General features: G+C 37.3%; 21 protein-coding genes. 12 read left to right on the top strand and 9 right to left on the bottom strand.

Annotated elements, in window-relative coordinates; all coding sequences use genetic code 11:
• Nucleotides 1-39: 39 nt before the first annotated feature.
• Nucleotides 40-1242 (bottom strand): acyltransferase, encoded by a 1203-nt coding sequence (locus Q9M50_05085; protein ID MDQ7090002.1) that lies wholly within the window; start codon nt 1240-1242, stop codon nt 40-42.
• Nucleotides 1243-1793: 551 nt separating this feature from the next.
• On the opposite strand from Q9M50_05085, the gene Q9M50_05080 reads away from it, so the two are divergent.
• Nucleotides 1794-2027 carry a hypothetical protein gene (locus Q9M50_05080; protein MDQ7090001.1) on the top strand — a complete coding sequence of 78 codons (234 nt, stop codon included), beginning with the start codon at nt 1794-1796 and terminating at the stop codon, nt 2025-2027.
• A gap of 20 nt (nt 2028-2047) precedes the next feature.
• Here the strand turns inward: Q9M50_05080 and Q9M50_05075 are convergent, their stop codons facing one another.
• The 3 genes from Q9M50_05075 to Q9M50_05065 form a co-directional block, all read right to left on the bottom strand.
• Nucleotides 2048-2320: a transposase family protein gene (locus Q9M50_05075; GenBank protein ID MDQ7090000.1), complete on the bottom strand. Its 273-nt coding sequence runs from the start codon at nt 2318-2320 to the stop codon at nt 2048-2050.
• 149 nt (nt 2321-2469) lie between these two features.
• Entirely contained in the window at nt 2470-2973 is a 504-nt protein-coding gene (locus Q9M50_05070; protein ID MDQ7089999.1) for a transposase family protein, read from the bottom strand.
• A 315-nt stretch (nt 2974-3288) separates the two neighbouring features.
• Complete coding sequence (locus Q9M50_05065; protein ID MDQ7089998.1) at nt 3289-5184, bottom strand: adenylate/guanylate cyclase domain-containing protein; 1896 nt, start codon at nt 5182-5184, stop codon at nt 3289-3291.
• A 30-nt stretch (nt 5185-5214) separates the two neighbouring features.
• On the opposite strand from Q9M50_05065, the gene Q9M50_05060 reads away from it, so the two are divergent.
• The 11 genes from Q9M50_05060 (at nt 5215) to Q9M50_05010 (ending at nt 15230) form a co-directional block, all read left to right on the top strand.
• The gene (locus Q9M50_05060; GenBank protein MDQ7089997.1) at nt 5215-5820 is read left to right on the top strand and encodes a hypothetical protein; all 606 of its coding nucleotides are present in this window, start codon (nt 5215-5217) and stop codon (nt 5818-5820) included.
• A complete protein-coding gene (locus tag Q9M50_05055; protein ID MDQ7089996.1) occupies nt 5817-6536 on the top strand; it encodes a hypothetical protein in 720 nt (239 codons plus the stop codon). Before Q9M50_05060 ends, Q9M50_05055 begins: the two co-directional genes overlap by 4 nt.
• Nucleotides 6537-6633: 97 nt before the next feature.
• Nucleotides 6634-7176 carry a CAP domain-containing protein gene (locus Q9M50_05050; GenBank protein ID MDQ7089995.1) on the top strand — a complete coding sequence of 181 codons (543 nt, stop codon included), beginning with the start codon at nt 6634-6636 and terminating at the stop codon, nt 7174-7176.
• Between the two features lie 171 nt (nt 7177-7347).
• Nucleotides 7348-8244 (top strand): NAD(P)-dependent oxidoreductase, encoded by an 897-nt coding sequence (locus Q9M50_05045; protein ID MDQ7089994.1) that lies wholly within the window; start codon nt 7348-7350, stop codon nt 8242-8244.
• Complete coding sequence (locus tag Q9M50_05040) at nt 8231-9019, top strand: TIM barrel protein (GenBank protein MDQ7089993.1); 789 nt, start codon at nt 8231-8233, stop codon at nt 9017-9019. Before Q9M50_05045 ends, Q9M50_05040 begins: the two co-directional genes overlap by 14 nt.
• 2 nt (nt 9020-9021) lie before the next feature.
• Nucleotides 9022-9399: a peptide-methionine (R)-S-oxide reductase MsrB gene (gene msrB / locus Q9M50_05035; GenBank protein ID MDQ7089992.1), complete on the top strand. Its 378-nt coding sequence runs from the start codon at nt 9022-9024 to the stop codon at nt 9397-9399.
• On the top strand, nt 9396-10697 hold the full coding sequence (locus Q9M50_05030) for a M18 family aminopeptidase (protein ID MDQ7089991.1): 1302 nt from the start codon (nt 9396-9398) through the stop codon (nt 10695-10697). The genes msrB and Q9M50_05030 overlap by 4 nt, the downstream gene beginning before the upstream one ends.
• A gap of 7 nt (nt 10698-10704) precedes the next feature.
• Nucleotides 10705-11964, top strand: coding sequence for a restriction endonuclease subunit S (locus Q9M50_05025; GenBank protein ID MDQ7089990.1), 1260 nt, complete (start codon nt 10705-10707; stop codon nt 11962-11964).
• Between the two features lie 239 nt (nt 11965-12203).
• Complete coding sequence (locus tag Q9M50_05020) at nt 12204-12527, top strand: replication/maintenance protein RepL (GenBank protein MDQ7089989.1); 324 nt, start codon at nt 12204-12206, stop codon at nt 12525-12527.
• Nucleotides 12528-13014: 487 nt separating this feature from the next.
• Nucleotides 13015-14100 carry a hypothetical protein gene (locus Q9M50_05015; protein MDQ7089988.1) on the top strand — a complete coding sequence of 362 codons (1086 nt, stop codon included), beginning with the start codon at nt 13015-13017 and terminating at the stop codon, nt 14098-14100.
• 380 nt (nt 14101-14480) lie between these two features.
• On the top strand, nt 14481-15230 hold the full coding sequence (locus Q9M50_05010) for a DUF5765 domain-containing protein (protein ID MDQ7089987.1): 750 nt from the start codon (nt 14481-14483) through the stop codon (nt 15228-15230).
• Nucleotides 15231-15268: 38 nt separating this feature from the next.
• Here Q9M50_05010 and Q9M50_05005 read toward each other — a convergent pair whose 3' ends face one another.
• The 5 genes from Q9M50_05005 to Q9M50_04985 all read right to left on the bottom strand — a co-directional run bounded on the left by Q9M50_05005 (nt 15269) and on the right by Q9M50_04985 (nt 20236).
• Nucleotides 15269-15592 carry an antibiotic biosynthesis monooxygenase gene (locus Q9M50_05005; GenBank protein ID MDQ7089986.1) on the bottom strand — a complete coding sequence of 108 codons (324 nt, stop codon included), beginning with the start codon at nt 15590-15592 and terminating at the stop codon, nt 15269-15271.
• 110 nt (nt 15593-15702) lie between these two features.
• Nucleotides 15703-16239, bottom strand: a complete 537-nt coding sequence (gene cobO, locus Q9M50_05000) for a cob(I)yrinic acid a,c-diamide adenosyltransferase (GenBank protein ID MDQ7089985.1) — start codon at nt 16237-16239, stop codon at nt 15703-15705.
• The gene (locus Q9M50_04995) at nt 16236-17510 is read right to left on the bottom strand and encodes a cobyrinate a,c-diamide synthase (GenBank protein ID MDQ7089984.1); all 1275 of its coding nucleotides are present in this window, start codon (nt 17508-17510) and stop codon (nt 16236-16238) included. Before Q9M50_04995 ends, cobO begins: the two co-directional genes overlap by 4 nt.
• A 268-nt stretch (nt 17511-17778) precedes the next feature.
• On the bottom strand, nt 17779-18873 hold the full coding sequence (locus Q9M50_04990) for an anhydro-N-acetylmuramic acid kinase (protein MDQ7089983.1): 1095 nt from the start codon (nt 18871-18873) through the stop codon (nt 17779-17781).
• 10 nt (nt 18874-18883) lie between these two features.
• A complete protein-coding gene (locus Q9M50_04985) occupies nt 18884-20236 on the bottom strand; it encodes a peptidoglycan DD-metalloendopeptidase family protein (protein ID MDQ7089982.1) in 1353 nt (450 codons plus the stop codon).
• Between the last annotated feature and the right edge of the window lie 49 nt (nt 20237-20285).

Genomic DNA, 20285 nt, shown 5'->3' with positions numbered 1-20285 from the left:
GTAAATACTCTCTTAAAACATACCATTAGCCCCTGCGTTTTATTTACGCGAAAACTGATTATTCCTAAGCTCAAGCGCAGGCTTTTCTACCCAGAGATAAAGCAGCAATGAAATGATTAATGTTAAGATAATCATTAAAGCGATTAAGCTTAAAAGTGGCCATAAATCTAAGCTCATTGTGGCATATAAAAAGTCTGCATACAGTCCAATAACCATCAAATGTAATAAATAAGCCGAATAAGAAAGCTGTGCGATAGGGTACCAAAAAGCACTGCTTAAAAATCGGACGATCAAACTCTCCCGCCCCATACTTAAGCTATATAAAACCAAAAACCCTATGGCTAATGAAAAAATATTTCTAACCCCTGCAATTAAATAAGCGGTTTGTATAACATTCGCATTAAGTTTTGATACGGGTATAAAAATATAAATCAGCAATAATAATAAACTGAGACTCCATAAACTGCGGCGCAAAGTATGATGATGCTTTAAAAACTCAACCGCCTTGGTATAAACACTTAAATACGCCGCAATCACTCCCACCATTAATCCCCCATAACGGGTGTAACTTTTATCGTAGATTAAATTAAAATAAGAATACATCTTCTCTTTATCAACCACACCATGCGTTACTATAGGTAATTGAATTTGATGTGAGTAAGACAATACGAAACGAATCACAAATGAGATTAAAAAAAGCATTACCAAAATCGACAACATGCGTTTAGTTTTGCCCATTAAAAGTATTAAACAAGGAAAAATCGTATAAAATTGCTCTTCTATGGCTAAGGACCAAGTCCATCCCATGAATTGCTGTTGTAGGGGTAAGAAATTATTGACGTAGACTATATTTGCCCAAATTGTGTTTAAATTATGCGGGTAGGCCACAGCAACAATCAGCATGACCACAAAATATGCGGGTAATAAACGCAAAGCGCGACGAAAATAAAATTGTTTTAGATTAATGGTTTGATGTTGTTGGTATTCACTGAATAAATAATAACCTATTAGAAATCCGCTGATCACAAAAAAAGTATCTACCGCAAGATGTCCTTGAAAAAAAGGGGATAATTCTATGCGAGAACTGAGCTTTATATAAGTCTGTTTATCCAGATGATAACCAAACATCCATAGCGTATGCATTGAAATAATCCATAAAATAGACAGAGCGCGTAAGCCATCAATAAAGGGGAATAAGGGGCGTTTTTCTGGTTTAAAAAGTTTTTTTAATGAGGATGACATAAATCAATTTATCTTTTTGGTGGCGTATAAAGTCTCGTAGGGTCGGCATAGCATACCAAAAACCGCATAAAACGTAGGATGGTATGCGAATAACTGGCGGAATAACGGGGGATAAGAAAATTTAAATTTACGCTGATTTCAGTTATTTCTACTGCGATACGTTAACGATCAATTTAAGACGGAACACTATGAAGCGAGGCTTAACCTTAATTTGTCCTAATCTTAAGTTGATAGCTAAAATCTCGAAGATCTGAATTCAACTGTCCGCCTTAAATTGGTAGCTGATAAGTTGATGCGATGAACAAACTCAAAATGATAAAATAAGGTCTCAATTTAAAAACTATTCTCATTTTAATATCGTACAATGAGTGAACCTATGATTAAAGTCACGGGTTATAAACATCAATCTAAACTCTCTTCTAAATGCGAAATAATCAAAAATAGGATTACTTGTTATGACTTCATCTCATCAGGCTACCAACTTAAGGCGGGACAGCTGTAAATACAACTACTGCGGAGACATTATCTTTCATTGAACTACGATGTTAAAAGTGTCCCGTCTTAAACTGGTAGCCCAAATCAGGCGCATTAATTATTCATATTATCTTATCTTAGCGCATACCATGCTTTTAAGCAGTATAGAACTAGGCGCGCGATTTTATTTGGTGGGCGTTTTTTTATTTGCGACAGCGGCGGAAACAATTCTTTTAGAAGGCGCATTTGCTATAGATTTAGCCATCATGATTCCTGTAATTTGGATTGGGATATATATAGAAAAACAATAGACTTGTTCTTTAAGAAGAAGTTAATATATCATGTTAAAATTCCATAGGATAGCCGCTAAAAAAGAAAATAAATCTTTTACACCTTCTTTTTTATTTCTAAACTTGTCAACTAGACATCTATATCTTTTCATTCCACCGATTACATGCTCAACAATGACTCTTTCACGACTCATCTCTTTGTTTTCTTTTTTTTGTTTTTCAGTTAATGTTGGGTTTGGATTATGCTTAGATTTATTTGGTTTTTTATGAGGAATATTTACCGAATTAGTTTTATATTCATTATTAAACCCCAAATAACCTAAATCAATAAATATATTAAAATTACTAAACCAATTTAATTCTGGATTAAATTCTTTTTAAACATTCCATAATCATGATTTTTACCGGAAAACTAACCCCAATATATAAAATTAAATGACCTAAAGAAGCTATAGTGGTATTTTTAATTGTATGCTGTTTTTTTACCACTGTAAAATTCATTTTGTTCTTCATAGTCACTAGGGCGTTGTACAGCACGCTCTGTAGCATCTATTATCAATGTTTGAACTCCGCCAAAAGCCTGCTGCATTTCTTCAGGGGTTGAAAAACTTGTTGCAGGTAAAACATTAAATATATCTAACGTCTTTATTAAAATTGGAAATAATTTGTATACATGAGTATGAGCGCATGATTTATTCATATTAAAAGAAAACCCTAAGTGATCGAAAGTAGAATAACACTTCATATAATTTAATATAAATAATAATTTGTCTGCGGGTGTTTTTAATGTGCTATCTAAACCACTACCGTATTTTCTTTCTTTATTTTCATGTTTTTCTTTTTGATCTTCAATAAGGGTCTTTTCAAATAGAGATAATAGTAAAATAAAATGTTCTGTTTTTAATCCTGTTAAAGCTCTTAACTGTCTATCATCATAAATTCTTGGTAAAATTTCTTTTATTTTCATGTTATACTTTGATTTTTATTTTTTATAGAAATTTATTATAAAGCTTATTTATTATTTTTAATAATTTAATTTAAAGTTTATTTATTAGGCTGTATCAACTGATTGTGAATGTTATCAAGTATATATAAGCAATTGATTTTAATATATTTTATTTAGAAGAACAAGTCTAATATTTATTCCCTGTTTTAAGAAAAACGCATCAATCTAACAATAATAAATAACGAGAATCAGAGTCAATGCCAATATGAATACACCCCCATAAACAGAAGTCATAACAATATTTTTGGTGGATGACACTATCGCTTATCCACCCGACTATTTATCGAGCATCGAATGAATCCCCTCCCAGTTTTCGGGGGGATACTGTTGTAAATATAGACAACGTTTAAGCATTATTTGACTGGGGGCATCCTCATTCAACGCGGTAAAAATAGTTGCAGCCGCCCTAAACTTTGCTTGGCGATAATACGTAAGTCCTTGATGATACGCGCTCAGGGTTTCACGCCTTAATAAATCGACTTCCCCATCAACCCCCACTAACTCATAAATATTTTCACCCTCTTTACGGCCCTTAACTCTAACCGTATCTAACTCCCTAATCACAAATCCCTCAATATTTTCAACCGTTTCCTGATCTATCATAATTTGAGTGCGATAATGCTTATTTAAACTTTCAAGACGTGAACTGTAATTCACCTTATCCCCGATACAAGTATAGCTTCGAGCTTGTTCAGAACCAATATTACCGACAATCATTTCACCTGTCGCAATCCCAATACGAATCGTTATGTGAGGCCCATAGTGTTCTTCCCATAATGGCCGCAAATGAATCAAACTTTTCTGCATATTTAAAGCCGTTTGACAGGCTCTCTGGGCATGTTGATAATCACACAATTGAGGACTCCAAAAGGCCATAATCGCATCCCCAATAAACTTATCCAAAATGCCCTGCTGTAAACTAATTTCTTGCGTCATCGCGGTTAAATAATTATTTAACACCTTCACCAAAATTTCAGCGGGTAATTTTTCACTAAAACCTGTAAAACCTGCAATATCTGAAAATAAAACACTTTGCTGTTTACGCACCCCACCTAATTTATGATCATCGGGGTTATTCAATAGTTCTGACACAATCGTCGGATCAACATATTGATTAAACGTACGCCGAATCCGTTCTTTTTCTTCTAATCCTTCAGACATAATATTAAAGGCGGTGGCTAATTGCCCAACTTCATCCTCACTTTTATAATCAATACGGTGTTGGTAATCGCCTTTTTCAATCGCTAACGTTCCTCTGGTTATTAAGCGTAACGGCTGGGTAATTCGTCGAGAAACCCATAAAAATAAAAGTGAACCCAGTAATAATATCCCTCCCCCTGTGATTAAAATTTGTTGCTGCAATTGTTTAAATGCGGCCAACGTCTGATCCAAATTAGCACTTAAAATATAGCCTGCATCAGAATCACCTGCGTTAAATAAAACTTGTTTACCAATGAACCGTTGCTGATCAAATAAAAATTGTCCTGAGTCTAAAATCGTTTGCCGATTCGCTAAAATAGTCGTCGCTAATTCAGCCGTCGTATTACTAGCAACCACCTGCTTATCACTAAAAAAAACCGCTTGAAAGAAAGCGTTTGTGGTTAAAAAGGTGGTCATCCACGCATTATTCACTTGATTAATCACAATAATTAACCCAACCGCATAATCATCCATACGATTTTCTTTTAGTGGAATAAAGTGACTACTATAGACCTCCGTTTCCAGATGAATCATTTTGGACTTTTTTAAACCCGACTCTAAATAGGCTTCGATTTCAAACTCAGCGAAATGCGGTTTTAAAGCTAAAGTTATGGAATCATGCTTGGAATAAACCGCCCTAATTGAGGGAGCATCATCAATCATAAAAACAAAATCAGCGCGGGTATCCCGACCAATTTCAGCGGTGAAGGGGTAAAAATTATCTTTAATCTGCGATAAGAAAGAGCGAAATTTTTGATCTGAGGTAATAATGTGACTTAAGGTTTGAATATGTTGTTGCCGTGTTTCTAAATCATGCTGAAATTTTGCTTGAGTTTTATTGAGATCCGCAATAATTCGATCAATTTCTAGTTTTTCAGCTTGTGTATCAATTAGATACAAAGTAGTGCATAATAAAGTGGTGACTGAAATAAAGAAGGTTATAAATATTTTTTGATTAAGCGTCATACGCATTCATTTATCGAACTTAGCACTGACAAGAAGATGAAAAAAAAGACATCAACAGGATTATTAATTAGTTTAGTTTATTTCCTATTGCTTACCCCTTTATCAGCAAACTCGTTATCTGGAAATATTGAAGCCCCCGCGCGGGTTAAAAAATTAATTATTTACCTCACCCACGAATCCAGTATTCAAAAAAATAAAACCCCAATAGTCCATCACGTTTCACAAAAAAACACACGCTTTAGCGAGCCTTTACTGATTGTTAGATCGGGTGATACCATCGAATGGTTAAACAATGAAGCCAAAGAAATTGACCATAATATTTTTTCACTCAGTCCGTTAAACCGTTTTGACTTAGGACTTGGGGTTAAAGGTTCAACGCTGTCACACGTTTTTAAAAAAACGGGGGTTCTCAATTATTACTGCTCCGTTCATAAAGAAATGGAGGGAAAAATTGTTATTTTACCCAGTCGCCATTATCAACTTTTAACCCAACCCGGTCATTTTAAAATAGATAATATTCCTGAAGGTCAATGGACATTGAAGGTGATTGTTTTTCACCGTCGCTATCAAGTTAAAACCATGCAGATAACCGTTGTTAACAATCAGCCGAACACCGTCAATCTGAAGGTGATAAAACGATGAACTATTTATATTTATTACCCCTATTTTTATTAAGTGCCTGTGTTCAGCAACCTAAAATTATTGCAGGAAAAGGAGCTGTTTATGGGGTTCTATCGGCGGATGCTCACCCTGCGTTTAAAAATAAAATTCAAAATGCAACGAATGACACTGCATCTGCCTACGGTGACAGTACTTATAATGAGATAAATTATAAAAACAACATGGTTAATTACCCAAGCCTTAAAGCCTTATATGTGGGCTTAGTCACCCCTGACCACAGCCCCCAGTCGCATCATTTATCGGTTAATCCACAAGGTATATCGCCTTATTCATTGGCCTTATCCCCTGATGATACCTTACATATTCATAATAAGACCCCCAATACGCAACATTTTTTTATTACAGCAACCTTGGGAAAAGAAGGTTTTCAAAGTTTCCCCGCGCTTAAGGCAGGTGAAAAGGCGGGGTTCACGGTAAAACTTGAAGGAAATTTAGACTTATTATCGTCTGACAATGACAAACTGAAAGTTCATCTTTTTCCAAAAAAAAATATGCAGAGTAAACCACTCTCAAGTGGTCAATCTTATCAATTTGAATTACTCAATCCAGGCGATTATCAATTGATTTTTTGGTATTGGCGACTAGGTAAGATTCAACAGCACATTCATATTAACGCAGAAGAAAACCGTCAAGTAAACCAAGTCTTAACCGTTAAAAGCGTTATGCAGGCCGATTAAATTTTTCGTATCAAATAATGATTATTGCTGAAAACTGTGTATTTCGTTAGACTATTTTAATTTAAACCTCTAATTTTTTAACCAAATTTATACCCCTATGAACAAACTATTTTTAATTCCTGCCCTCTTAATCTCAATGACAGCGACCGCCAATGACCTTGTCACACAGGATATGCTTGATGCTCATAACACATGGCGGAAAAAGGTGGGAACCCCTGCTCTAGCATGGTCAGCTCATTTACAAACGCAAGCACAAGCGTGGGCCAATGAATTAAAAAATAAAGGCTGTGCCATGAAACACAGCGATTCAAAATCAACGGGCGAAAATATATTTTGGGCAAGCTCTAAAAAAACCGCGAACAGTAAAGATGCAAATGGGGAATGGATTTGGAATAATACGGTACAAACCATAAGTCCATTGAATGTGATCGATATCTGGGGCAGTGAACAGCAATGGTATACCCTTGAAACCAATGAATGTAATGCTCCGTCAGGAGACGCTTGCGGACATTACACCCAAGTTGTTTGGAAAAAAACCACCGAAGTCGGCTGCGCTAAGGCCATTTGTGATGATTCCTCTCAAGTTTGGGTCTGTAATTATTCGCCCGCAGGTAATTTTATCGGTGAAAAACCTTATTAATTGATGTTACTCAAAAAGTGTCAATAGCCAAATAACGACTCCCCATTTAAGGCTTAACCTCACGTTGTCTCGGCTTATGTTGGACTCCGCTTTTATATAAAAATGTGAAAAAACGGTTTTTTTCACTCCAGATCCCCTGTTATTTAAACTTTATTCCTTAGATTACTTATTATGACCCAACTCAATGAACAAAAACGCCTTGGATTTATCGGTATTGGTTTAATGGGGAAACCCTTAACCTTACGGTTATTACAAGCGGGGTTTCAAGTTAATGTTTGGAATCGTAGCGTTGAAAAGCTTACCGCAGTAACCGATCAAGGCGCGGTTGCTTGTGACTCCATTACTGACTTAGTTCAGGCTTCGGAGGTAATTATTTTATGTCTTGCCGATAATCAAGCTGTGCGTGAGGTTATCGAACACGGTATTTTAAACAGCACGGCTTCCCATAAATTAATTATTGATTTATCCAGTATTCATCCTGAAACCACGCGTGAATTAGCCTTAAAATTACAGAAAAAATGTGCTATTTCTTGGGTCGATGCGCCTGTTTCGGGGGGAACCATCGGTGCAGAACAAGGCACATTAGCGATTATGGCGGGGGGACGTGAAGAGGATATTGCGATTGCCCGTGCGGTGTTAAAACCGTTATATCAACAATTAACCCACATGGGTGAACTGGGAACGGGACAAATCACTAAAATTTGCAATCAAATGATTGTCAGTTGCAATGTCTTGGTGATTGCTGAAATGATTGCCTTGGCGAAAAAAGCAGGCGTTGATGCCGCAAAAATACCTCTCGCTTTAGCGGGGGGCTTTGCGGATTCTATCCCCTTGCAAAGAGTGGCTCCTGAAATGGTTGCTGAAAAATTTGAACCTGTAAAATGGCGGGTCAAAACCTTATTAAAAGACTTAACAATGGCCGTAGATATTTCCTCTCAGCAAGGAAATTCGATTCCAATGTCAGCTCTGGCCGCACAACTGATGCAGCTACATGGCTCACAGGGATTTTTAGAGCAGGACCCCTCAACACTGATTAAATTATTTACCGAAAACAATGCTGAAATTTAGTGCTAATTTAAGTTTATTATTTACCGAACTGAGTTTTATGGATCGCTTTGAAGCCGCTAAAACCTGTGGTTTCGAGGCGGTCGAGATTCAATTTCCTTATGAATTATCGGCGGAAGCGATTCAACAGCAGCTCGAACAGCATCATTTAAAACTGGTTTTATTTAATGTCGATGCGGGTGATTTAATGCTCGGCGGTGAAGGATTAGCCGCTGTTCCTGAAAAAAAAGATGACTTTAAACAGGCGGTGAAACAAGCGGCTCACTATGCTAAAATTTTGAAACCTGAGATGATTAATGTGCTTGCGGGGCGTTGTTTTGATGACACGAAAAAATCACTTTATTTAGAAACCTTTAAAGAGAATCTTGAATACACGTTATCCATACTTTCACCGTTAGGGGTGAATACTGTTTTTGAAGCGATTAATGGCTATGATATGCCTCACTTTATCGTTGACAATAGCCCACAAATGCGAGCGATACAGCTTGCCATCAACCATCCTGATTTGTTGATGCAGTATGATATTTATCACATGCACCGTATGGGGGAAACCTGTGCGGAAATGATTCGTGCCTACGCCCCTTATATGGGTCATATTCAATTTGCCGATTCACCGAAACGAGGACAACCCGATACGGGTGAAATTAATTTCAAAGAACTTTTTGACGCGATTGAGCAGTCTACTTATCAACATTGGTTAGGGGCTGAATATAATCCCATTGGAACCACACAAGAAAGTTTAGGGTGGTATCCCCCTGCAAAATACAAGGAAAAATAATAATGACGTTAGATGATTGGCAAAAAAAATTAACCCCTGAGCAATTTAATATCTGTTGGAATCAAGGGACTGAGCCTGCTTTTTCAGGCGACTATCTGAATAATAAACAAACGGGAGTTTATGCCTGTGTTTGTTGTGAGCAAGCTTTGTTTGATTCCAGTACTAAATATGATTCAGGCAGTGGTTGGCCGAGTTTTTGGGATGTGATTGCTAAAGCCCATGTTAATGAAATCGTGGATAGTCGTCATGGAATGCGTCGTGTTGAAGTGGTTTGTCAGCATTGTGAGGCTCATTTAGGTCATGTTTTTGAGGATGGTCCGCAACCGACGGGGTTACGTTATTGTATTAATTCTACCGCCTTACGGTTTAAAGCCTTATGAAAACGGCTCATCAACACGTTTCTGATTTATTAACTTTTATTGATGAAAGTCCAAGTCCTTGGCACGCAGGTCATTCGGTTAAGAAACGATTATTAGCCGAAAATTTTAAAGAATTGAAAGAAACCGAGCCGTGGCAATTAGAAAAAAATGGACGTTATTATATTCTGCGTGATGATTCGTCCATTATCGCGTTTATCATTGGTCATCAGCCGTTATCGACAACGGGTTATAAGATTATTGGTGCGCATACCGATTCCCCAAGTCTTCGAGTCAAGCCGAAAGCGGCGCATTATGAATCGGGGCTGTTACGTTTGGGTGTTGAGGTTTATGGCGGGCCGATTCTTGCTACCTTTAGTGATCGTGATTTAAGTTTAGCAGGGCGATTAAGTTATAAAGATAATAACGGGGTGATTACAACGCGGCTCATTGATTTTAAACAGCCCTTATTGCGCTTACCCAATTTGGCTATTCACATGAATAGAAAGGTGAATGAGGAGGGGTTAACGTTTCATAAGCAAAACGAGTTGCCGTTATTGTTAGCGTCTGCGAATGAGCAGTTACCTGAACAACGTTTTTATCATTTATTAGAGCAGGCGAGTGGTTTAGAGGCGAAGCAAATTTTATCATGGGAGTTGAGTGTTTATGATACGCAAAAGGGCGCGTTTTGGGGAGCGGAGAGTGAGTTTTATGCGAATAGTCAGTTAGATAATTTGACCTCGTGTCATGCGGGAATCACGGCGTTATTAGATAACGAAGTCGATCAACCTGAAGCTACTTTAGTGTGTGCTTTTTTCGATCATGAGGAAATTGGCAGTGAAAGTTATAAGGGCGCTGATGGGCGTTTTTTGAGTGATTCATTAGCGCGTATTGCCTTTAGTTTGGGGCAGGATACGGAGGATTATCAACGGGCGTTAGCTCAGAGTTTTATGATGAGTGTGGATATGGCTCATGCGTATCAGCCTAATTTTTCTGCGGCTTATGAGCCTAATCATAAGGTGATGGTGAATCAAGGGCCGGTAATTAAGGTGAATGCGAATCATCGTTATACCAGTGAGAGTATTTCTGAGGCGATTTTTATTAATCATTGTCAGCAAGCGGGTGTGCCGTATCAATTTTATAGTCATCGTTCGGATATTCCTTGTGGGAGTACGCTGGGGCCGATGAGTTCGGCTAATTTGGGGGTTCGATCGGTGGATGTGGGGAATCCGATGTGGGCGATGCACAGTATTCGTGAGAGTGCGGGGGTTGAGGATCATCTTTTTATGATTAAGGTGTTGCAGAATTTTTTTGTGTCTTAAGATGATGGTGAATAGAGAAGTACCCGTGTTGCGGTTTCCTGAGTTTTCGGGGGAGTGGGCGGTTAGGAAGTTAAGTAGTTTCATTGAAAGTCTTGATGCTGGTGTTAGTGTTAATTCTATTGATAGAAAAGCAAAGTCAAATGAGAAAGGTATATTGAAAACAAGTAGTGTTTCTTTTGATGTCTTTAAAACTGAAGAAAATAAAGCTGTTATAGAAAATATAGAAATTCAGCGACTTAAAGAACCAGTACAAGGAAATACTATAATTATTAGTCGAATGAATACTCCCGCATTAGTTGGTGCTAATGCTATTGTTTATCAGGATATGCCTAATATATTTTTGCCTGATAGGCTTTGGTCTGCAAAAATTAACCCAGATTATTCAGTTTTTTGGCTTGGAAAATTGATGTCATCAAAAAAATTTAGAACGTTGTTATCTTCAAGGGCAACAGGAACAAGTGCTTCTATGAAAAATATCACTAAAACAGATGTTTTATCATTGCTGATTGCCTCACCTTTGCTGAGAGAACAACAAAAAATAGCGAATTTTTTAACCCAAATTGACCGAAAAATAGAGCTACTAACTAAGAAAAAACAGCTTTTAGAATGTTATAAAAAAGGGGTTATGCAGCAGCTTTTTTCTCAAAAATTGAGATTTAAAGATGATAATGGCAATGCTTACCCTGATTGGGAAGTTAAGAAGTTGGGGGACTTCAAAAATTTAATTCATGGTGATGGAGACTGGATTTTATCAAAAGATATTTCCAAGAAGGGAATGTATAAAATTGTCCAGCTTGGAAGTATAGGAGTTGGAAAATATATTTATAAAAATTTAAAAACTATATCTAAAGATAAGTTTAAAGAATTAAAAGGAACTCAAATAAAAAAAGGTGATTTACTTATAAATAGAATGGTTGATAAAAATATAAATAGTTGTATTTTCCCATGCAATGGAGATTTTATTACAAGTGTAGATGTTTGTTGGGTAAGGGAAAACTCTTATTTCAATAACTATTTTTTTATGGCATTGATTAATGTAGAAATAAGTCAAAATAAACTCTTAAGTTTATCAAGTGGTTCAGGTAGAGTAAGAATAAGTAAAAAAAATTTATTTGAAAAATTTAAGTTTTTACTCCCATCCCTTGAAGAACAAACCAAAATCGCCAATTTTCTAAGTGAAATAGATAACAAAATAAACCAAGTTGAAGAACAGCTAAACGGTACAAAGGATTATAAAAAAGGATTACTGCAACAGATGTTTGTGTAACTTTAAATAGTAATACTAAGGGGTGTATGAAAATACAAGTAAAATCAGCTTGTTACTTAATAGTCATGTAACACTCTAAGAAGTTACATGTATGAACATCCTATAGTGTTATAAGCATGTAACATCATAGTAAGTTACACATATGTAACTTTAAAGGTTATAATGCAATTTATTACTTTTTCGCTGGAGTAACTAAAATTGCAAATGACAACAAATATATTTTTAGGAGCTTTCATATTGTGAATAATGAAATTGAAAACCCACTCTTGGGATTTACCCGACCTAATGCAAAAATGAAACTTTGGGATTATCTGGTTAGAAATATGACGGGGTGGAATAAAATTACCTTGATTCAGTCCCAATTATGTAAACAGTTAGGTATGACTAGACAGCATTTAGGGCGAACACTTAACTATTTTGAAGAAAACCTATTAATTGTTAAAAACGGGAAAAGTCAAAGTAACAATATTTATATGATTAACCCGTTAAAAGTCTGGAATGGTTCGGCTGAAGATCATATAAAAGCGAATGCTAAATTTTGCGCCTTGCGTGACAAGAAATAAATTTCTCGTACCCAAACTCCAGAGGCTGTGAAAGTACTAAACGGTACAAAAGACTATAAAAAAGGACTCCTTCAGAAGATGTTTATTTAACCCCCTATAAAAGATAAGAAGGGGAATGTTTCTATAAGCCAGTAAACACAAGCTATCTTGATTATTTTTTTACTCATAGAACGCGATTTTTACTTGTAGGTAGTTATTTTTACTCACAGAACCCTACTTTTTACTTAAATATGAGTAAAAACAGCCATGTAGGTCGGGTTACGTTATCTCGCTACGCTCAATAAGCTAACCCGACCTACCTAGCTATTAAATCTTCAAATGCGTCGCCACTCCACGTTGTTTCCTATCCCGATAAAATAGAAAAATATGGATATTAAGACATACAAATAAATAACAACTAAATCTTAATAAATTTAAATGAGGTAACTCTTAAACTTAATAAACAAAAAACTTACTACTTAAAAAAAACAATATTATAGGTACATTTATGCGTAAACATCTCATCCTACTTTTAACCTCAATAGTATTACTATCAGGTTGCCAATCCAGCTTTGGTCCAAGCGGCTTATCCAATACACACCCCGCTTACAACCAAACCATCATCAATACCTTAAACCAACAAATGCTCCTTAATTTGGTGCGTTTAAAGTATCGTGATGAATCCTACTTCTTAACCATTAGCAGTGTCACTTCATCGTTAAATTTTACAGGTAACATCGGCGTGAATGCGTCAATGAACCTACTCGGAAGTAACTCAATCAGCCCACAATTAGGCGTTTCTTACAGTGATTCCCCTACAATTTCATACCAACCGTTACAAGGTGAAGACTTTCTAAAAGGAATTTTATCCCCTATTTCATTAGAATCAATCTTAGTCATGTCTCAATCAGGGTGGGATATTAAACGTATTTTTGGCATCTGTATTGAACGTATTAATAATATTTTAAATGCGCCAAGAGCATCAGGCCCAGCTCCTGCTATTGAACCCGAATACAAAAAATTTAAAGCCTTATTAGATTTATTTAAAGAATTTCAGTACAAAGGTCGTATCGAAATAGGACCGAGTGCGTTTGATAATAAAAAATTGGTGATGATGTTTAAAACAAACACCGCAAATAAAAACATGTTAAGCCGACTTGCCAACTTATTAAATTTTACCATCACCGATAATGGGAAAGTGTATATCGAATTAACCAATAATTTCATCAATACCGATACCGATAAAATGGCCATTCGGACACGTTCAATTTCCAGTGTTTTATTCTATTTATCACAAGGTATTGATATTCCTGAAGATCATATTGAAGAGGGCCTAGTCACCATAACTAAAACAAAATCAGGCTCAAACTTTAATTGGGCAAATACACCCGCAGGCTCCGCATTCAAAGTAAAAGTAAGCTATTTTTACCCTGACAATGCCTTTATTGCCGTTAACTATCGTAACCATTGGTTTTATATTGAAGACAGTGATTTAAACTCTAAATCAACCTTCATGTTATTAACCCAATTATTTGATTTACAAGCAGGACAATCAAGCTATTCAGCACCAACTTTAACCTTGCCTGTTCGTTAATATTAAATGACTTAGAAATAGAGGCATCCTTCACTTAGCTCAAAAATAGTTTACACTTTATTCTTAAAAAAGAGGACGGCGTAAAATAGCTTTAGCTATTTTCGTAACTCGCCAATAGCTAAAGCTATCGAAAGGGCTAATTTAAACCCTTTATCATTAAGAAACAACCTCGCATTGTCACAAGGTTAGCTCCATTATTAACAGGGCCTATTAGGGGGAATGTTGACGAATATTGTGCAATTATAATCGTCATTATACAATAAGCTCGCAGAACATCTAAACAGCGTCATCTAATGTAGATCCGTTGCTTAAAAAATAACCGCGTTAAGCATAACCATGTTTAAGGCGATAAAAAATAATAAAAATAGGAAGATTAATTTATGTGTTGGAGTGGAGAAGCATCAGGGGTTCTCGCCGTTGCGGGGCTGGGAACAGCTCTTTATGTCGCGATCAAAGGAGAGTCTAAAGAATTATGGATTCCATTAACCTATTTTGCCTTAATGGAACTATTGCAAGCGGCAACGTATGTTTATATTGATTTATGTGATAACCCCAATAATCAAATACTGACCCTGTTTGGGTATTTACATATTGCCTTTCAGCCCTTTTTTGTCAATATGGTGGCCATGTACTTTGTTCCCGAACCGATTAAAAAGAAAATAAGCACCACAGTTTACACCATTGCGGCCATGGGATCAATCGCAATGTTGGTGAAAATGTTTCCTTTTGATTGGGCAGGCTCATGTAATATCGGCATTGAAGGGTTTTGTGGAACGCAAACCTGTTCGGTTTCAGGTGCTTGGCATATCGCGTGGCAAATGCCTCTCAATGGAATTATGTCGGAACCTGTTGCATGGTTATTTAATTTTAACTGGGGCTTACATGCACTGGTTTATATCTTAGTCGCGTTTGTGATGCCTTTAATTTATGGCTCATGGCGATTTGTGGGCTTTCATTATTTAATAGGCCCTTTAATTTCAGACCTTCTAACCGATGACCCGAATGAATACGCCGCCGTATGGTGCTTATTCTCAATTGCCTTATGTGTTTCGGTGATTAAAACCCCCATTAGGAAACATTTGCATGTTGAGAAATGGCCCTTTTACCCCAAAGCTGTAACCCGCGAATAAAAATGAATCGACAGGGGCTGCGCCGCCCGTATCCCCTGTCATTTACCCTCTGATTTTTCTTGTAAAACCACAGTAAGCCCTTCAAAAACAGGTTGACTGGCAAATAAAGCACTAATATCACCAAACTGCGTATGGGCTTTAACAAAAGAATCCGATTGCGTCCAACGATCAAAATCGTCTTTACTGTTCCAAATAAAATGTGAAATGTATAAGGTATGCACCTCTTCCGTTTCACCGCGCAATAAATACAATCCACGATAACCGTTCACACAACCCAAATAGCTTTTACGCTTTTTCCAAGCCGATTCAAATAATAATTCTTGCCCTAATGAAACCTGAAAACGTGTCATTGCCATATACATGAGAATTAAAACCCTAGACTAGAAAATATAATGCGGTTAAAAACAAAAAAATAAAGTCGAAAAACGATCATTTTTTAAGCAACAAAGCGTCATTAATCGAATCGTACTCTTTAAAATTCGATACCTTGAGTGGCTTTTATTCCCTGACTAAAGGCGTGTTTAATTGGTTGCATTTCCGTGACTGTATGAGCGATATTAATAAGTTCTTCAGGGGCATTCCGACCTGTTAACACTAAGTGCATCCATGCTGGTTTTTTATCGTTTATAAATTCTGCAATTTCTTCGCCTGAAATCCAATCATAACCACAACAATAGTTAATTTCATCAAGTAACACGAAATCAAATTCTTCCGAGGTAATTTTTTGTTGAGCAAATTCCCATATTTCACGACTGGTTTTAATGTCTTGTTCTGGGTTTTTAGTGTCCCACGTAAAGCCGTCACCCAAAGTATGCCATTCAATATTTTCAAATTTTTCAGCCGCTTTTTGTTCGCCTGTTTGCCATTGTCCTTTGATAAATTGAATCACACAAACTTTCATCCCCCAACCCGCCGCTCTAAAAACCATGCCAAATGCACTGGATGATTTTCCTTTGCCTTTACCTGTGTGAACTAAAACCAACCCTTGCCGATTCTCTCTTGCTTTCATGATAACCATCCTGCGATAACGTTAGGCGCACTAGCAAAATACCAGTGAATATAAGATGCACGTACCTTTTTATAGCGGATTCCCTTATCCCCTCGATTCAGCTCAAAACACGAGGGTAAGTTTTCTGCATTAATACGTGCGGAATGATGAAATTCATGCCCCCTAATCCCGCTGTTTTCTTGTCGATAACCCAACGAAACTAAGCGATCTTTCATCACGGAACCATAGGGTAAACTGTTCGCCATCGGCCATGATTTGCCATCAAGATCAATAATAAATTCACCTAAAAGCATGGCTCCACCACATTCCGCTAATACGGGTTTATCCGCCGCAATGAATTGATTAATGGATACCCAACTAGAGGATTCCGAGAGGGCTTGTGTATATAATTCAGGATAGCCTCCTGGTAACCAAAGTGCATCACTATCAGGGGGAAGGTCATCCCCTTTTATTGGCGAGAAAAAATGAAGTTTAGCCCCTTGGGCGATTAACCAATCAAGGTTAGCAGGATAAATAAAACAACAAGCGGCATCGTTGGCAATGGCGATGGTTTTTCCCGCTAATAAGGCGGGCGATTGATTCGGTGTGATCGTGGGCGAATTAAAAGGGGCTAATGCTTTTAATAAATCTCTTTTTTTAAGTGTAAACTCTGCTGAAAAATCAGGAACATTGGTTTCTTCAGGTGGCGTTAATCCTAAATGCCGCTCAGGTAACACAGGCGCATTTTTTTTCATCCAGCCTAATAGCGGTGATAACTGATGATCGCTTAATAACCCATCCAATAAGGTGGCATGATGGTCACTGCCCACCCGATTAGCGATAATGCCTGAAATCTGAAAGCCGAGTTTATCCGCATAATCACAAAAACCAGCCACTAAAGGTACGATTGACCCTGACATACCTTTCGCATCGACAACAAGAATCACGGGAACGCTTAAAGTCGCCGCAAGATGCGCGCTTGACCCCAGTTCACCCACCCCTGTCGCCCCATCAAACAAACCCATCGCCCCTTCAATTAAGGCCACATCAACCGTTTCTGTTTGTGTGCTGAGTTGATGACGACAGGCTTCAACGCCCATCATTTTGGTATCTAAATTATAAGAGGGGGATTGGGTTATCACTTGATGCCAGAAAGGATCGAGAAAATCAGGCCCTGCTTTAAAAGCTTGAATCGTTAAATTTTGATTTTTTAAGGTCTGTAGAAGAGCGAGCATCACCGTGGTTTTTCCACATCCTGATTGCGTCCCAACAATAAATGCTGTTTTTAACATGGTTTTTAAAGACTACATGAGTGAAAAGGGGAAGTCACAAGGTAAGAGGGTTATGGTCATTAATAATTCATTTCAAATGACGACTAATCTTAAGCTTTAAGAAAATATACCCATAATTCGGAGTGAAAAACACGTTTTTTCATGTTTTTTTTCACTCCATTTGGGTGATTATATTTTTCAATTTTCTAGCTACCAACTTAAGACAGGACACTATGGTGCAAGGCTTAACCTCAACTTGTCCCATCTTTAAGTGGGTCGTCAATTTTCTTTACGCTAAATAAATTCCACCCAAAATAACAGGTGAACTTGCGCCTGTCACTTTAGTAAGATTTCCTGCCAAATGATTCATGGTTTGTTTAGCCAACCATGCAAACGCCGTGGCTTCAACATAATCAGGATGCACCCCTTCTGTTAAGGTTGACTCGACTTGATAACCCTCTGCCGCCAATAAAGATAATAAATAATGATTATGGACCCCCCCCCCACAAATTAATAACGTCTCAATTTGTTCACCATGTTGTCGAATGGCATCAATAATACTATCGGCTGTCAATTGGCATAATGTTGCTTGAATGTCTTCAGCAGGCGAGGAAGTAAAGCCATCTAAATGCTGCATTAACCAATCCCTTGAAAAATATTCTTTTCCCGTACTTTTAGGCGGTAACTGTTTAAAATAATTAGCGCGTTTAAAATTTTTCAGTAAAGCAGGAATCACATGGCCACTTTTTGCCCAATTCCCCTTGTTATCATAAGGTTTATTCAAGTGCTGTTGACACCAATAATCCATTAAAGTGTTGCCTGTTCCCGTATCAAACGCAATCAACTCTTGATTAGACAATAGGGTAATATTAGCAATTCCACCAATATTAACCACACAGGTTTTTTTTTGTAGGGATTTAAAAATAGCTTGATGAAAAGCAGGTGCAAGCGGCGCACCTTGACCATTGACCGCTATATCACGACGACGAAAATCCGCCACGGTGGTAATCTGCGTTTTCTCTGCAATAATATTAGGGTCGCCAATCTGTAAAGAAAAAGGGTGTTGACTCTCAGGATAATGAAGTAAGGTTTGCCCATGACTCCCGATCGCTCTAATATCAGAATGCGAAACTCCTGATTGCTTAAGCAACCGATTAGCCGCTTGGGAAAATAAATGCCCGAGCTGACAATCCAGCTCACCATAATCTTTGAGCAATAACGATTTATTTGTGCTTAAGGTTTCAATTTGATCTTTAAGTTTCGCCGAAAAAGGCGTGCATTCCGAGGCTATTAAGGTAGGGTGTTGCTGACTAAAGTCAACTAAACCGGCATCAATACCATCAACGCTGGTTCCAGACATGAGTCCGATATAAAGTTCTGCCATCAAAAAAGTACTAAAGTTTTTTAGTTTTTTTACTAAATAGTTTATTAACGTTAATTTTTGCAGTATCACTCATTGCGCTATTAAGCTGATCCACATACGGCTGGGCTTGCTTTTTAAAACGCGCAATAAAAACATTATTGCTCTTAATTTGTGTACGCGGTAATTTTACGGTGAGTGGGTTTTTATGAACCCCATTAACTAAAAATTCATAATGTAAATGCGCGCCTGTCGCGAGTCCTGTTTTTCCAACGTAACCAACCACCGTGCCTTGTTTAATGGTACTGCCTAATTTGTATTTACCATTAAATTTAGACATGTGGGCATAAAGGGATTTATATTTTTTACTGTGTTGAACAATAACTACATTACCATAACCGCCTTTACGACCTCTAAAGATAATTTTACCATCCCCAGTCGATTTTATCGGTGTGCCGCTTCTTGCTGCATAATCAACGCCTTTATGCGCGCGAATACGGTTTAAGACGGGGTGTTTTCGATGAAGGTTAAAGTGAGAGCTGATTCGCGCAAAGGCAATCGGGCTACGTAAAAATGTTTTACGTAGTCGGCGAGCAACATTTTTGCCTTGAGGGGAATAATACTCAACATTTCCCTCTTTATCTTTGTAGCGAATAGCCGAGTAGGACTTTCCACTAATTACAAATTCTGCGGCTAAAACTTCGCCTGTTTTTACGCGTTCGCCTTCAACAAGGGTTTCTTCATAAATAACGGTAAATTTATCATTGGGTTGAAGGTCTTTATTAAAATCTATATCCCAAGCAAAGATTTTATCTGCAAGCTTATTAATAATACCAACAGATAACCCAGCTTTTGCACCATCGGCGGAAAGACTGGTTTTAATCGTTCCTTTTGCTAAGGCTTCATGTTGTTTTAGTGGACGGCTTTCTTTACGAACATCAAAGCTATCGCCATTACGCGTTGCAATAATCGTGTTAACAATATCTTGTTTATACGATAATTGTTGAAGTTGATAGGTTTCATCAAGCTCAATCATTAAGATTTTATTGACGGTCAATTTTGCAAATTGCGCGCCAATATCATTGGATTTGGTAATTTTTTCCAGCGTTGCGCTATTAATCTTATACAGTGGAAAAATGGATGATAGGGTTTGAGCCGGTAAAATCTTATGTTCAATACTACGTTGACGTACTGGTTTTTCTAATTCTGCAGTTTGTCCTAAAAAATTTGCAGTAGTTTCATACAGCGAGGGGAGTGCAATCGTGGGAGCCAAGTTTTCCATACTAGCCTGTGTCTCATTTTGTGGCGTAATCAGGGCGTAACTAGCACTGGCTGCGATTGCGGAGGTAATTCCTAAAAATAAAGATTGGTACAGTCTATTTTTCACGAGTTTTTTTAGGTAGTTAAAAAAAATAGGCACAAACAAAAATATAACA

The organism is Methylococcales bacterium (genome assembly GCA_030949405.1).
Taxonomy (GTDB): Bacteria; Pseudomonadota; Gammaproteobacteria; order Methylococcales; family Methylomonadaceae; genus WTBX01.
This window is presented reverse-complemented; position numbering and strand designations above follow the sequence as displayed.